This window comes from Schleiferia thermophila (genome assembly GCF_003337435.1).
Classification (GTDB): domain Bacteria; phylum Bacteroidota; class Bacteroidia; order Flavobacteriales; family Schleiferiaceae; genus Schleiferia; species Schleiferia thermophila.
This window is the reverse complement of sequence record NZ_QPJS01000003.1, coordinates 64,152-78,942: the sequence shown is the minus strand read 5'-3', so window position 1 is coordinate 78,942 and position 14,791 is coordinate 64,152. Positions and strand designations below refer to the sequence as shown.

At 40.8% G+C, this 14,791-nt stretch carries 11 protein-coding genes; 3 read left to right on the top strand and 8 right to left on the bottom strand.

Annotation, left to right across the window (positions count from 1 at the left end; translation table 11 throughout):
• Nucleotides 1-35: 35 nt before the first annotated feature.
• From DES35_RS07700 to DES35_RS07690, 3 genes are all read left to right on the top strand, one after another.
• Nucleotides 36-1,583: an AbgT family transporter gene (locus DES35_RS07700; RefSeq protein ID WP_235183065.1), complete on the top strand. Its 1,548-nt coding sequence runs from the start codon at nucleotides 36-38 to the stop codon at nucleotides 1,581-1,583.
• Between the two features lie 78 nt (nucleotides 1,584-1,661).
• On the top strand, nucleotides 1,662-2,936 hold the full coding sequence (locus DES35_RS07695; protein WP_114366276.1) for a hypothetical protein: 1,275 nt from the start codon (nucleotides 1,662-1,664) through the stop codon (nucleotides 2,934-2,936).
• Between the two features lie 85 nt (nucleotides 2,937-3,021).
• Nucleotides 3,022-5,532, top strand: coding sequence for a sodium-translocating pyrophosphatase (locus DES35_RS07690; protein WP_211306548.1), 2,511 nt, complete (start codon nucleotides 3,022-3,024; stop codon nucleotides 5,530-5,532).
• 74 nt (nucleotides 5,533-5,606) lie between these two features.
• Here the strand turns inward: DES35_RS07690 and DES35_RS07685 are convergent, their stop codons facing one another.
• From DES35_RS07685 to DES35_RS07650, 8 genes are read right to left on the bottom strand one after another with little or no spacing between them, the layout of a single operon-like run.
• Nucleotides 5,607-6,218, bottom strand: a complete 612-nt coding sequence (locus DES35_RS07685; RefSeq protein ID WP_114366275.1) for a Dph6-related ATP pyrophosphatase — start codon at nucleotides 6,216-6,218, stop codon at nucleotides 5,607-5,609.
• A gap of 12 nt (nucleotides 6,219-6,230) precedes the next feature.
• The gene (locus DES35_RS07680) at nucleotides 6,231-7,022 is read right to left on the bottom strand and encodes a DUF481 domain-containing protein (protein ID WP_114366274.1); all 792 of its coding nucleotides are present in this window, start codon (nucleotides 7,020-7,022) and stop codon (nucleotides 6,231-6,233) included.
• Nucleotides 7,019-7,891, bottom strand: a complete 873-nt coding sequence (locus DES35_RS07675) for a DMT family transporter (RefSeq protein WP_125039429.1) — start codon at nucleotides 7,889-7,891, stop codon at nucleotides 7,019-7,021. Before DES35_RS07675 ends, DES35_RS07680 begins: the two co-directional genes overlap by 4 nt.
• 54 nt (nucleotides 7,892-7,945) lie before the next feature.
• The gene (locus DES35_RS07670; protein WP_114366273.1) at nucleotides 7,946-9,082 is read right to left on the bottom strand and encodes a serine hydrolase domain-containing protein; all 1,137 of its coding nucleotides are present in this window, start codon (nucleotides 9,080-9,082) and stop codon (nucleotides 7,946-7,948) included.
• On the bottom strand, nucleotides 9,079-11,064 hold the full coding sequence (locus DES35_RS07665; RefSeq protein ID WP_084180139.1) for a response regulator: 1,986 nt from the start codon (nucleotides 11,062-11,064) through the stop codon (nucleotides 9,079-9,081). Before DES35_RS07665 ends, DES35_RS07670 begins: the two co-directional genes overlap by 4 nt.
• Before the next feature lie 9 nt (nucleotides 11,065-11,073).
• Nucleotides 11,074-11,481: a response regulator gene (locus DES35_RS07660; RefSeq protein WP_235183064.1), complete on the bottom strand. Its 408-nt coding sequence runs from the start codon at nucleotides 11,479-11,481 to the stop codon at nucleotides 11,074-11,076.
• A 48-nt stretch (nucleotides 11,482-11,529) separates the two neighbouring features.
• Nucleotides 11,530-13,587, bottom strand: coding sequence for a PAS domain S-box protein (locus DES35_RS07655; protein ID WP_114366272.1), 2,058 nt, complete (start codon nucleotides 13,585-13,587; stop codon nucleotides 11,530-11,532).
• A gap of 3 nt (nucleotides 13,588-13,590) precedes the next feature.
• Nucleotides 13,591-14,709 carry an FIST signal transduction protein gene (locus DES35_RS07650; RefSeq protein ID WP_037358244.1) on the bottom strand — a complete coding sequence of 373 codons (1,119 nt, stop codon included), beginning with the start codon at nucleotides 14,707-14,709 and terminating at the stop codon, nucleotides 13,591-13,593.
• Between the last annotated feature and the right edge of the window lie 82 nt (nucleotides 14,710-14,791).

The window sequence follows — 14,791 nt, the reverse complement described above, 5'->3', positions numbered from 1 at the left end:
GTTTACTTTCGCTGACCCAAATTTCAATTATGTACATGACAAAAAAGAGCGGAATTGAAAAATTTCTCAATTTTATTGAAAAAGCTGGCAATGCCCTTCCTCATCCCGCCACGCTTTTTTTTCTATTTGCCTTATTGATTGTCTTGCTGTCCGGTGTAGTAAGTTTTTTTGAAATTTCAGTTATACATCCGGGTGATGGAAGCGTGATTCAACCCGTAAACTTGTTATCACGTGAAGGCATTGATCTGATTCTCACCAAAATGGTTACCAATTTTACCAGCTTTGCCCCGTTGGGTACAGTGCTGGTAGCTCTACTTGGAATAGGTGTTGCGGAGGGAAGCGGACTGATCGGTGTAGTACTGCGTATGATTGTGCTATCTTCCCCACCCAGACTGCTCACATTTGTAATAGTTTCTGCAGGGGTTTTGAGCAATACAGCCAGCGAAGTGGGATATGTGCTTCTTGTGCCCTTGGCAGCTATCATTTTTCAATCCGCGGGCAGAAGTCCATTGGCTGGTCTAGCAGCGGCTTTTGCAGGAGTATCAGGAGGTTATAGCGCCAATTTACTACTGGGCACCATTGATCCGCTTCTTGCAGGTCTGTCAGAAGAGGCTGCCCGAATCATCGACCCAGACTATGAAGTAAATCCCGCTTGTAATTATTACTTCATGGCTGTTTCTACATTTTTGATAGCGGTACTGGGCACTCTGGTCACTGAGCGTATCGTAGAACCTATTTTGGGCAAAAGTGATTTGCAGACATCTGATAGCGAAAAAATCAACAATTTAACTCCCGATGAAAAAAAAGGTCTAAAGTATGCTCTTGCGACTTTAGTAGTGCTCACGGCACTACTGCTCATAAGCATTGTGCCAGAAAACGGACTACTTAGAGGAGCTGACGGGAGCTTGCTCAAATCGCCTTTTTTAAATGGTATTGTTGCACTGGTATTTTTGAGTGCTGCCGTGTTGGGAATTGCTTATGGAATAGGTGCGGGCACGATCAAAAGCGACTCCGATGTGATGAAAGGCATGTCAAAATCTATGGAAACTTTGGGCTCGTATATTGTCCTGGTCTTTTTTGCAGCTCAATTTGTTGCATATTTCAATTGGACCAATCTGGGACTGATATCAGCTGTAAAAGGTGCTGAAGGATTAAAAACTGTGATTAGTGCCTTTGGAATTGAAAACAAAGTGATGATGGCTATGCTCGTAATGGTGCCCTTTATTTTGCTCTCGGCAGTGATCAATTTGGTGATGGGCTCCGCATCGGCCAAATGGGCAATTATGGCACCAGTCTTTATTCCAATGCTCATGCTGGTAGGATATTCCCCTGAATTTACTCAACTGGCTTACCGTATCGGAGACTCTGTCACAAACATTATCAGTCCAATGATGAGTTATTTTGCCTTGATTGTAGCATTTATACAACGATATCAAAGCCAGGCCGGTATAGGCACGGTTATTTCCATAATGCTGCCTTATTCAATTGTGTTTTTGATAGGATGGATTCTATTTTTGTTTGCATGGATCCTTCTGGAACTGCCCATTGGGCCTGGAGTTTCACTTTTTTATGGCCAGGTGTAACAGCATAATTTATTAATTACCTTTGTCTGCGTCCACTGCGGATGTTACTCTACTCCAAATAAATTTAAATCATTAAGCATGAAATCATTTTTCAAATTTATTGGAGTATTGTTGCTCCTTGTTTTCGTTGGATTTGGATTTTATTGGTACTTCTATCTAAGGAAAACCTCTGAGCCCGTCAGTCTGATCAATTTAAAAACTACACTGTATTGCGACGCGGACAATGTGGAGGTTTTGAGATCAAATAAAGAAGACTGGGAGCCAGCCAGAAACGGAGATGACATCTACTGGGGTGACCGCCTCCGTATTCCTTCAGGGACACAAGCAGCCCTTGTAATCAATCCAAAGAGCAAAATAGAGTTATTGGATGAGTGCGAAATATGGCTTGAACAAACCAATGATGGAAAAGGTGCACTCTACCTTATCAAAGGTGATGTGAGGTATTCACTGGACGCCGATCTGGCATTCTCCACCGGGAAAATTAAATACAGCGGTGGCGAGGTACTTCTACAGGCCAATAAAGCTGCTGCCCCTTATATCGAAACAGGAATTGTTCAGAAAACAGGTGGTGAATCCACAGTATTTTCCAGCTACGCGGGCAATCACACGCTAAAAAATCCCTCCGGAGATTACACTGTTGAAAGTGGAAAAGCCGCTATCATACCTCCTTCAGGCGACCCTCCGCAAATCGTTGACTTACCTGATCCGCCTCAAATAAAAACCCCAAAAAATGGGGAAAAAATCCAGAAAGGATATTTGAAAAGAGGATTCGATGTGATTTGGACCCCAACACTCAGCGCTATTAAATACCGATTGGAATTTCTACCGTCAAACCAAAGGACTTCTTTAGGAAGAAGTTACTATACTACCAATACGGGAATACGCATCAGAGATATAGCACCCAATCCTTATATTGCTAGAGTATATGCCGAAGATATAAGAGGGCTCAGAAGCAAATGGAGCGATCCTGTAGAAGTAGATGTAAACAACAATTATTTTCGGCACTTCGAAAAGCAGGCTACTTCTGCAGGAATCTACGTTGGATTTATGCCGTATAAAGATGTGATGATTGCTGGTGGATTTATAAGAGGCTATTCACCAGCTGAACATGATGTGGTCTTATTTGCCAGAACGGATTACTGGTGGATCCAACCCTTATTGGACGAATTTAACACACCTATTGACCCTGATGGATATTTTGAAATTTACACAAATCTTGGCGATGCATTAGCTGTGTACGTAGTAAAAAAAGGTTTTAAAGGTTTTTCGGACAAATATCCAGATGGCCAACTGCCAACGGTAGATGGAGTTAATATTAAGGCCAGTAAAATAGTTCCAAGAAATACCTACTAAACACAGATTACCTCCCACCTTCATTTTTGATGGTTGTGTATTACATTTGCAGCCGTTTTTAAAATTAACTGAAAATCAGATTCTTATGATAGATAGCATACTGTATGTTGTACCTGCAATGGGTATATTGGGACTTGCCATTATGTTTTTAAAATCGTCATGGGTCGAAAAGCAAGATGCAGGCGAAGAGAAAATGAAAGACCTTGCCGGATATATAGCCAGTGGTGCTATGGCATTTCTCAAAGCCGAATGGAAAATCCTTGGATATTTTGCTGTAATCGCCATGCTACTTCTAGCATGGTTGGGTACTCAAACCCACAATTCAAGCCCGGTGATAGCCATCGCCTTTCTGATAGGAGCAGTCTTTTCAGCCACAGCCGGATATATCGGTATGCGCATTGCCACAAAAGCCAACGTCCGAACTACACAGGCTGCCAGAACCAGTCTTGCTCAGGCACTGAAAGTTTCCTTCACGGGTGGCAGTGTGATGGGTATTGGAGTGGCTAGCCTCGCCGTGTTAGGGCTTGGCGGACTTTTTATCGTATTTTACTACATCTATGTGATAAGTACAGGCGGTGAAGTAAATGGCGATGCCATGGCAACTGCACTGGAAGTCCTGGCCGGATTTTCACTCGGTGCCGAATCCATAGCCCTTTTTGCCAGAGTGGGTGGGGGTATCTACACCAAAGCAGCTGATGTGGGAGCTGACCTTGTGGGAAAGGTAGAGGCGGGCATCCCTGAAGATGATGTCAGAAATCCTGCCACCATCGCAGACAATGTAGGCGACAATGTGGGAGATGTCGCTGGTATGGGTGCTGACTTGTTCGGTTCATACGTAGCTACGATTCTGGCTACTATGGTGCTGGGCCGTGAAATCGTGTCAGATGACAATTTTGGAGGCATTGCTCCGGTAATTTTCCCCATGATACTCGCAGGTATTGGCCTTATCTTTTCGATTATAGGGATGCAATTTGTCCGAATCAATGACGACAAAGGCAATGTACAGAAAGCCTTAAACCTAGGAAACTGGGGCTCGATTGTCCTGACGGCTATTGCCTCTTACTTTCTGGCGGTAAACATTTTGCCTGAATCCATGGAGATCAGAGGCTATTCGTTTACTAATCTTCACGTGTTTTATTCAATTGCTTTAGGTCTGGTAGTTGGTGCTCTGATGAGCTTGATCACCGAATATTACACATCAATGGGCAAAAGACCCGTGAATTCTATCGTAAAACAATCTGCTACCGGCCATGCTACCAACATCATCGGAGGCCTTTCAGTTGGGATGGAAAGCACAGTATTTCCGATTATCGTTCTGGCAGCTGGCATTTACGGTTCTTATGAATTGGCTGGACTTTATGGAGTGGGTATAGCTGCAGCAGGCATGATGGCTACAACGGCCATGCAACTTGCCATCGATGCCTTTGGGCCCATAGCAGATAATGCTGGAGGCATAGCAGAGATGAGCCAGCTACCGGAGTCTGTACGCCATCGCACCGATATCCTCGATGCTGTAGGCAATACTACAGCAGCCACCGGTAAGGGATTTGCCATAGCTTCAGCAGCGTTGACCTCCCTTGCATTGTTTGCTGCATTTGTAGGTGTTGCCGGTATTGATGCCATCAACATTTATAAAGCAGATGTACTGGCCGGGTTGTTTATTGGGGGAATGATTCCATTTATCTTCTCATCGCTGGCCATCGCTGCTGTAGGCAGAGCGGCAATGGATATGGTAAATGAAGTCAGAAGACAATTCCGTGAGATTCCCGGTATCATGGAATATAAAGCCAAGCCTGAATACGAAAGATGCGTTGAAATTTCTACAAAAGCCTCCATCCGTGAGATGATAGCACCTGGTGCCATTGCCCTTGTTGTCCCCATTATAATTGGGTATGCCTTTGGTCCAGAAGTATTAGGGGGTACTTTGGCAGGTGTGACTGTATCGGGTGTTTTAATGGGAATGTTTCAATCCAATGCCGGAGGCGCATGGGACAATGCCAAAAAATCTTTTGAAAAAGGGGTAGAAATCAACGGACAGGTCTATTACAAAAAATCAGAGCCCCATAAGGCATCCGTAACTGGCGACACCGTAGGTGATCCCTTCAAAGACACCTCCGGCCCTTCAATGAATATTCTGATTAAACTCATGAGCATCGTATCCCTGGTCATTGCACCCCACATCGCAGTGAAAGACCATGTTCATGAATCAGTTGATATGACAGAGAGCTCCTTGAGATTGGAAGCAACTGCTCCGGCAGATCAGCCTCATCCGGATGCAATCGTTCACATTCCAAACTTGGGTAGCTTCTCTATCCCTGTAAAGAATGCACTAATAGAACAAAATGAAGACGGAACATTGAAAAAATGTGAAATATTCCTCGATAGTGAAGTACTCAAAGGTGCAACTGAAAGGGATATTGCTGAAAAAGTAATTTTTATAGCGCGTGTGTTGGTTCCCTCTGCCGAAGAACCAGGCAAAACCGATATGAAGGGCCTGATAAGCATTTACAAAGGAAAAGACCCTGTATCAGCCAAAGTATCTACCCGTTATGACGGCGCCATCCTTCACGAAACTCATATAACTGTAGCCGATTAGGCTCAGACGTAAAGTAAAAAATCGAAAAAAGGAGCGGTAATGTCTGCTCCTTTTTTATTGTACTTTCTGCACCATCAACAAGGTTTTTCCACTGGAAATTTGAAAAGTGGACCGTCCCATACAAAGGTATGATATTCACCATTTTCTCCCGCGCGATCCACTGACGGATGTAGCGCATTGAACCAGTCTTTCGTGAGTTCTTTCCCTTGAGAAGAAATATCAATTTTATCATGTTGGATAGCGCAGATTTGAGCTTTGTAGCCAAGATCAATAAATTCAGCAACAAGATCAGCAGATTTGCGACCCCAAAGCGGAAAAACGGCCCTGATTCCAGCTTTGTGACAAATATGCTCTTTAAATTCCCGGACATCGTCCAAATGTATATCGCCAAATACGCAAGTATCTATACCTCTGATTTTCATTAGCTTGTACTCCGAAGTCACCCATCTTTCATACAATTTGTTATCAATGGGGTATTTGTAATACAGCTTACGGGTATGAATTCCAAGTGAAAGACCTTGCCTGGTAATAAATCTCTTGTGCACTTGATGAATGGGTACTGACTGAGTGTCTCTGTCTATCATTACAAAGAGAAACGGAACTTCATACCACCCACCCTCCAACACGTAATGCAAGGCCAGCATACTGTCCTTTCCCCCACTCCAACTTACAAATGCCTTCTTCATACGGATGTACTTTTAGAAATTGTACCTCAAACCATTAAAAATATTGTATACGTGATTTCTGATGCTTTGAGGTGGCTGAGTATCATACAAGTAATTAAAATTTATGGTCAGGTCAAAATTTTTCGATATCCGGACAAATACATTAGCCTCCCAGCTTATTCTGTGATCATAAGCCAAAAACCAAATTGGCTGGTAATACAGAGCTGTAATGAAAGTGAGCGTTTGTTCAGGTTTATAATTTAAAGCTGTGTAGCAACTAAATCTCAAATCGCTATGAACTATACCGGATTTTTCACGCTCATATTCGTGCATAATGGGTGTAACTCCTGAAAAGAATGAGATCACAGGTTTTTGTATGATTTTAAATCTGAGGCCTGTGCCAACGAGATTTCTGAACGATACCCCTAACAGGGCATTGTATTGCTGCTGAATAAAACTTTCCCATCGCAGAAAGTTGCCGGTTTTAAAGACCCGTGCTGAATCAACAGGTATTTCATCAATCTTGTACGTGTAGCGAAAATGGATAAAACCAGCATTGGCAAAGGTTTGATCTTCGCCTCTGACAAACCTCAATTCACTGAGTAAGAGGAAATTTCTCTTATATGTCTGTCTTTCAATTGAATTTAAATTTCGGAACGTAAAATATTGCTTACTGTTCTGTTCGGCTATTAACTGCCATTCTGTATTGCCAAACCAGCCAACGGTGTCAAACTGCTGTCGCCTCCGTTCAATGTTCATAATCTGCGAAGCAGCTGACAATAGGATCAGGTAAAATAAAACTGCGATAACCAGCTTATTGCTCATTTTTTATTGACTAAATAAACACCCGTAAGTATGGTACTGATTCCCAGCAAATGCAGAAGACCAATTTTCTCACCATCTACAGCGCCCCACAACAATGCAACGACCGGTATAAAATAGGTAACGGATGAAGAAAACAATGGATTGGTGAGCTTAATAAGCTCATTAAAAACTATAATAGCAAGCGCGGAATTGACCATTCCAAGAAATGCAGCAATCCCCAGATTGGTATAGCCAAGTGGATCGGAGAAAAGCCTCATGGTAAAGTCCGTAGAAAACAAATACAATAAACTCGGTACCCCAACCACAGTAAGTGAAAGCCCCGTGATCGCTATACTTCGCATGCCACTAAGGTGTGAAGATATTGTATTGATGCTTAGCGCATAACACACCGTAGAGATGATGGCTAAACTACCGTAGATGAGATTAGGACTCACCTCAAAATTCATTTTTGGAAAAAGCAGGACAAATGCACCCGCAAAACCTACGATAACACCGATTACCTGTATCCTACGGAAAAACTTACCAAAAAAAGCAGCCCCAGTGACAAGGGTAAAAAGTGGCACCAAACTGTTGAAAATCCCCACCAAACCACTGTCAAGATGCTTAACAGCCAGAGGAAACAAATAATAAGGTATCCCATTACCCAACAATCCCACCCAAAATAATGGGAGAATGTCGGATTTTTTCAGGCGCAAAAAGTCCTTAATCGACAAAGCGGCTGCAAGCAACCAAGCAAATACAATTCTCAGAGCACCCATCTGATCATATGTAAAGGTTCTCATACCTTTTTTCATCAGGAGAAACGAACTACCCCATACAAGTGCCAGGGCGATGAAAATCCCCCACCGCATCCATTTTTTACTCCACAATTCAGATGAGATTTAATGCGGGCGCTAATGTAAAAGACTCCCGATAGCTAAAAATCACAACAAGGACTTAATGGTAGAGACTATGATGTGAAAATCATCGTGGTGCATGCCATCCGTCTGGGGCAAAGTTTTATAGCCTGTTCGCACAATCACAACATGTGATTCAGGCAAAAGAATGATGTATTGACCGGTATGACCTCTGAAATATGCTACCGGTTCATCGTATTGATCGTTGGCAAGCCAAAAAGACTGCCCATACTGAGGAGCAAGAAACGGTTGTCTAGCCCGCCATAGAAATGCTGAATCAATCAGTTGCTCTCCCGCCCATTTTCCGTGGTTTAGCACCAGCAGGCCAAGTCTAGCAAAATCACGCGAGGAGGCACTCAGACAACAGTAGGCAATGTTATCGCCGTTTGCCTTATCCAGATGCCAATACGCAGACCTCTCCATCCCCAGTGGTTTCCAGAGCCACTCTTCCGCCAATTCGCTGATTTTCTTTCCAGTAGCTCTCTCTAAGGCTATAGCAAGAAGTTGAGTGTTGCCACTTTGGTAAATATATTTTTTTCCAGGTTCTTCATTAAACGGCTGGTTAAGACACACTTCGTTTGTACGGTCTCCATAATAGGCCTTTGCTGTCACACCAAAGGGATTTTTGTAATTCTCATCCCAATCAAGTCCAGAGCACATGGCACTTAAGTGAAACAGGGTTACCTGATTTTTGAAAGTCCCTGAAATTTCAGGAAGTAGGCTTTTGGCTGGTGTATTCCAGGAGGAAATCAAATGTTTCTGAATTGCCATTTGTGTTAGCAAGGTAACTACCGTTTTGGCCATTGAAAATGAATTGGTAACTGTATCAGCTTTGTATCCTTGAAAATACCTTTCCGCTATAATTTTATTGTCTTTTATCACCAAAAAAGATGCAGTCTTCAGATCCTCCAAAACTCCTAAAAAAGTATCGGGTAATGTAAGTTGCTCTTCAGCATAGGTGAGCGCATATACTTTATGTTCTGAAGGCTGTATCGTATCTCTGTCAAAATAGAGAAAATCGTGAACAAACGACGAATTAAATCCATTGAAATACACGATTCGAATGCCTTTGAAAAGATAATCATATCCGGTGATGTAAAATCCTGCCACCAGTACCAAAAGTGTTAAAAAACTATACATCAGAATCGATTTAACCCTATTCATACCAACTGTAGTTTTGAGACAACTTCTTCCAAATCTTCAATTTTAAAAGGTTTCGTTACAAAATCCTGAAAGCCTGCGTTGCAATATTCAGGGTTTGACTTTGCAAAAGCATCTGCTGTGAGGGCAATGACGGGGATATCTGAATACTTTCTCTTGGAACTTCTTATAATTTTAAGCGTTTCAATTCCGTCAAGTTCAGGCATTAGTAAGTCCATCAGGATCAATGAAAATTGGTCTTTGTCGAGCCATTCTATCACTTCATGTCCATTGGAACACACCACATATTCGCAACCCCACTTGTTAAGTATGTGTTTGATTAATATTTGGTTCACCGGATTATCTTCTGCTACGATTATTTTCAGATTTTTAAAATTTTTACCTTTTCCCGTTTGCACGTCGTCGGAGGTTTCTTCTTTTTTACCAATTCCAAACATTAGCTCTACAGTGAAAATAGAGCCTACATTTTCTTGACTTTGTACAGAGATTTTCCCTCCCTGAAGTTCTACGAGTTTTTTTGTAATAGCCAGACCTAATCCTGTACCTCCAAAATTTTTTCTTTTATTAGAATGAGCTTGAGAGAAGCTCTCAAAAATGCCGTTGATTTTATCCTCTGGGATACCAATTCCTGTATCTTTTATATCGAATTTAATAATTACAGAACTTTTCATTTTTTTGGTCAACTTTGCCGATACACTTACTTCACCTTTCAATGTGAATTTTATGGCATTTCCAATTAAATTAACTAAAATTTGATTAAGTCTATAAGGATCTCCAATTATATATTCAGGTATATTATTATCAATATGAAAATAAAGGTTAATATTTTGGTCTATAGCTTTGGGCAGAAATGTTTTGTAAAGAAAATCAAACTTTTCATTTAAGTTGAAGTTTAACCTTTCAAATGTTAGTTTACCGGCCTCAATTTTTGAAAAGTCTAAAATGTCATTGATAATGACCAATAAGTTATCTGCAGCAAATTTTATTGCTTTAAGATTGTTGGTTATATCTTCTTCAAATTTATAATCTCGTAAAAGCAGCTCTGTAAGTCCGATGATTGCATTCATAGGAGTTCGAATTTCATGGCTCATCGTGCTAAGAAATTCTGCTTTTGCTTTTGCTGCTTCTTCAGCTGCTTTTTTTGCTTCGAGGAGTTCTTGTTCTTGCTTTTTTCTACCCGTAATGTCTATAGCTGTGCCCAGAAGCTCTTTTACCTTCCCATCCTTATTTCTTCTAAAGGCTATTTCACGAGTAAAGAGCCATACATCTTGTCCATCTTTATGTTTTAGTTTAAATTCGTTTTCGGCGATTTCTCCATCTTTTAATTCATGGCGAAGTTTCAGATAGTGCTGACGGATTCTCTGATATTCTTCAAATTCGATAATTCTGGAAAAGATATCAAGGCCTATTTTATTGACTTCATCCGGTGTATACCCCAATAATTCCCGTAGCTGTTCGTTGTGAAAAAGATTGGTATTACCCTCGATATCATTGACATAAATTATATTCGGGGAGGATTTGGTAACCTTTTGCAGAAATTGTTCGGTCTCTTCTAATTGCTTTCTCGTATTTTCCTGCTCGATTTCAAGTTCAAGCAATCTTTTAATGCCGAGAAGGGTTTTTGAGATTTTTTCCGCATTGACTTCACTCTTTTGGAAGTAATCAAAAGCACCTGCTTTCATCATCTCAACAGCCAGCCGTTCATCTCCTTGTGAGGTCAATACGACTACAGGAGTTTTGGGTCTGAGGCTCTTAATTTCTTTGAGTAGCGTAAGTCCGTCATTTCCGGGAAGTTGATAATCAATAAAAATACAGTGTGGATTTACATTTTCCAGGCTCTTTAATGCATCTTCTGCATAAATGCATCTTTTGATCGAATCAATCGGAATTCCAGACTTTTGGATGGCTCTGTTGAGAGCCATAGCATCGATATCATCGTCTTCTACTAATAAAATCGTAATTTTATCCAGATTCTGCTCATTCATACGCATTCCTTAGGATGGAAATTCACACAGCATCCAATAGCTCTTCAATGTAGATACAGCTTCAATAAATCGCTCCATTGACAAAGGTTTTAAGATGTATCCCGCTACATTCAGATTGTATGCTTCCACCTTATCACTGTCTTCATTGCTGGTAGTCATTACAAATACTGAAATGGATGAGAGCTCCGGATCTTTTCTAAGTTCTTTGAGAAATTCAATCCCTCCCATTTTTGGCATATTGAGATCTAGCAAAATAATTTTCGGCCTTGGAACGTCCAGGTTTTTTGACCGAAGGATTTCCAGAGCATCCAGCCCGTTGCCGGCTACCAAAAGTGGATTATGAATGTGGTTTTTTTTGAAAGCTCTCTTTACATTCATTACATCCACTTCATCATCTTCTACCAATAAAATAGTCATCAGATTATCCATTTTTATGTGTTACTTGTGATTTACTTATTTACAAAGTTAATTTGATTTTTCTTCAATTGGCCAAGTGATATAGAACGTTGTCCCTTTTCCTACCTCTGATTCTACCCAAACCTTGCACTTTTTTTCATCGGCAATTTTTTTTACAATCGCCAGACCTACACCAGTACTTTCGATTTCATCTCTGCTTTGTAATGTTTGAAAAATCATAAATATTTTCTCGTGATATTCCGGACTTATTCCGGGGCCATTGTCTTTGACAAAAAGAGTCAAGTGGGAATTTTCACTGTTTTCAGACCATCCAATTTCAATGATTTTTTCTTCTTTATCGTTGTATTTGATAGCATTGGAGATAAAATTTTGCAATACCTGCTCCAGTGCTATACGCTCGGTGTATAATTCGATTGGATCATTCTTAATGATAAATGTGCATGTATCATCGGCCTTTATGGAATCGCATAATTCTTGAACCAGATTTTGTAAATGAACCTTTTCCAATTGATTTTTACTTCTGCCAACTCTAGAATACTGAAGGATGCCGTTGATGAGATTTTCCATTCGTTTCACCCGGTTTTTTAAGAGGTCAAATTGCTTGTGTACCTCCGGTGTCATGTAGTCGTCCAAATCTTCTTCAATCCATGTAGCCAGATTGGAAATTGCTCTCAGTGGTGCTTTCAGGTCGTGGCTTACGATATATGCAAACTGATCCAATTCTTTATTTACTTTTTCCAGATTCTGTGTGTATTCGATTATTCTTTTTTCAGCTTCAATTCTCTCAGAAATATCCCGGATGAAAGCCAGCATATATCCTATATTTCCAGACTTGACATAGGATACACTGGCCTCTACCGGAAATACAGATCCATCTGCTCTTTTATGATATCCATTAGCGATCATTCTTCCCTCTTTTTTAACTTCTTCCACATGTTTTTCCCATGCTCCGGGAGGTTCGAAAACTTTTTCTATCTGGCTAATGTGAAGTCCGATGAGTTCCTCTTTTGATCTCTGAAGCCTCTTAGTGACCTCTTTGTTTACAAATTCCAGATATCCATCCTCCGAACATACCTGAACAGCTTCGCTCGATTCGTCAAGAAAATATACCAATTGATTGATTCTGTCAAGAGCTTTTTTCTTCTCTGTAATGTCGTTTTGAATTGCGATATAACCGATGTGATTTCCTTCGTTGTCAAATACAGGTTCGATATTGAGTTCGATCCAGTATGACTTTCCAGATTTATTGTAATTTAATAAATTGGCGCTTACGGGTTCTTTGTTTCTGATTTTTTCTCTGATGAATTGTACTGTATCTTTATCAGTATCAGGCCCTTGTAATATTTGACCGGGTCGCTTGCCTTTCACTTCCTGTAGGGAATAGCCGGTAAGTCGTTCAAAAGATTCATTCACCCATTGTATTTGACCTTTTTCGTCGGAGAGAATTATGATATTTTTTGTCTTTTGGACTATGAGTGCCAGTTGTTCATTTTCTTTTTGTATTCTGTATCGGTCGGTCTCATCGCGAAGTATTCCGATAAATCCCATTAATATTCCGTCAGAAGTTCTTTGGCCATGCACCTTTAGATTTACCCAAATTTTTTTACCATCGGCCTTTGAAAATTCAAAGGTTTTCATCATATCGTCGCGCTTACCTTGTATGATCGGGTTGAATAGTTTTTTACAATTTTCTCCCAAAAACACATTCCCAAAATGCACTCCAAGAGACTCTTCAATACCAAAACCTGTAATCTCCTCCCATGCCTTATTAAGGAAGAGTATTTTTCCATCCAGATCCAACTGAATTATTGCATCGGTTACGTTATGTAAAATCTCTGACAGTCGCTTGCTGATTGCATTGGCTTCTTCCGCCTTTGACCGTGCCAGTCTCTGGAGTTCCTTATTTGATTTAAACAGCTCATTGGAGCTTTGATCAAGTACCAGTTCGAGATGTTTGATGTCACTTTCGTAGTCGTTGTAAGTGCGATTGACCAATTCTATCAACTTTTGGACTTTTGGATCTTCGGGTACAGTCCCATGGAAAATTCTGCTCAGCTGCCTGTCCAAAAGCTTATTAAGACTGTTGGAGTCTACCGGTGCACTCATACATTAAATTTCTTTTAAAGTGGTGATGGTCATGGTTTGATTGTGCAATTCACAGGTCAGCATTTCACCAGATGGTGAAAGTTCACCATAACTGTAAAATCCTGTGATAGAGCATGATTTAAAAAGATCACGCACCACTTCCACTTCCTCATCGGCTAGCTGTTTTAGCACCAGTCGACGGCCCACACAACTGACCAGAATGGCCAATTCCGGTTGATCATTCAGATTTTTAGCAAGCTGTGCAGCATTGAATGCCCCGTCAATGATTTTGCTGGTGTTTGATTTCATAAATCGCACTGTGGAACCTTGAGGAATATTGCCTGCGAAAGTCATGCTCTGGTCCTCATCGTTTATAGATAAAATTGTTCTAACGACAGAAGTCTCGCTGTCAGGTTCTTGCATGTACAAAGGGAACAATAAGGCCGATGCCGGTAGCTCCTCGGATTTGTGACCGAGGAATTGCTTGTAGAGTTTCAATGCGGGTTGATCATCTATTTCATACAAAATATTCCCGTGGCTTTTGGTCACTTTTCTTTCAATACCAAAAGGCTCCCATCCACCTCTGCTTCCAAATCCTACTTGAATGTGATCTCCGTAAAAGCCAATACCTACCACAATTTGCTCTTCGGGTTTTAAAGTCTCAGGATTTATGACCAGGGTTTTTGAGAACCGATCCATATCACCAGCCAATCCCCCTGAAATGGTAAAGGAATTGGCCACATTATTTAGGCCCTTTGCCAGTTCAGATCCATTTGCCAAATATCCATCCGAAAGAATAAAAATATGCTTTAGTTCTTGTGATTTTAAATTTTTAGCAATTTCAACACCCAAGAGGTAACTGTCGTATCCCACATCGTCAAGTCTTCCAGTAAATGCCTGTACCTTTGATTTCTCAAATTGAATATATTCTACAACCAACTCCTCGTCGGTAATGCCGCCATTAAAAATAGAACCTGAAGTGCTACACCCTGTGACAATCACCTCAGGATATAATTCTTTGAAACGATAATACTCTTTTTTTGCCAGAATTTGAGTTTCACCAAAAATCACGATCAAATCAGGTAAAAAATCAGGTAGTGGAAAATCCTCTTCCGGTCGTAGAACGTGTTGCGCAATCTTCATGGGGAAAAATTTTCATCTAAAGTATTAAACTTTACAATACCCTAATTTTGCTTGAAAAAGTTTTCACTTGTATATATAGCAA

Coding starts and splice junctions, on each gene's coding strand:
- DES35_RS07700 (WP_235183065.1), top strand. CDS start 36: ATGACAAAAAAGAGCGGAATTGAAAAATTTCTCAATTTTATTGAAAAA.
- DES35_RS07695 (WP_114366276.1), top strand. CDS start 1,662: ATGAAATCATTTTTCAAATTTATTGGAGTATTGTTGCTCCTTGTTTTC.
- DES35_RS07690 (WP_211306548.1), top strand. CDS start 3,022: ATGATAGATAGCATACTGTATGTTGTACCTGCAATGGGTATATTGGGA.
- DES35_RS07685 (WP_114366275.1), bottom strand. CDS start 6,218: ATGAAGAAGGCATTTGTAAGTTGGAGTGGGGGAAAGGACAGTATGCTG.
- DES35_RS07680 (WP_114366274.1), bottom strand. CDS start 7,022: ATGAGCAATAAGCTGGTTATCGCAGTTTTATTTTACCTGATCCTATTG.
- DES35_RS07670 (WP_114366273.1), bottom strand. CDS start 9,082: ATGAATAGGGTTAAATCGATTCTGATGTATAGTTTTTTAACACTTTTG.
- DES35_RS07665 (WP_084180139.1), bottom strand. CDS start 11,064: ATGAATGAGCAGAATCTGGATAAAATTACGATTTTATTAGTAGAAGAC.
- DES35_RS07660 (WP_235183064.1), bottom strand. CDS start 11,481: ATGACTATTTTATTGGTAGAAGATGATGAAGTGGATGTAATGAATGTA.
- DES35_RS07655 (WP_114366272.1), bottom strand. CDS start 13,587: ATGAGTGCACCGGTAGACTCCAACAGTCTTAATAAGCTTTTGGACAGG.
- DES35_RS07650 (WP_037358244.1), bottom strand. CDS start 14,709: ATGAAGATTGCGCAACACGTTCTACGACCGGAAGAGGATTTTCCACTA.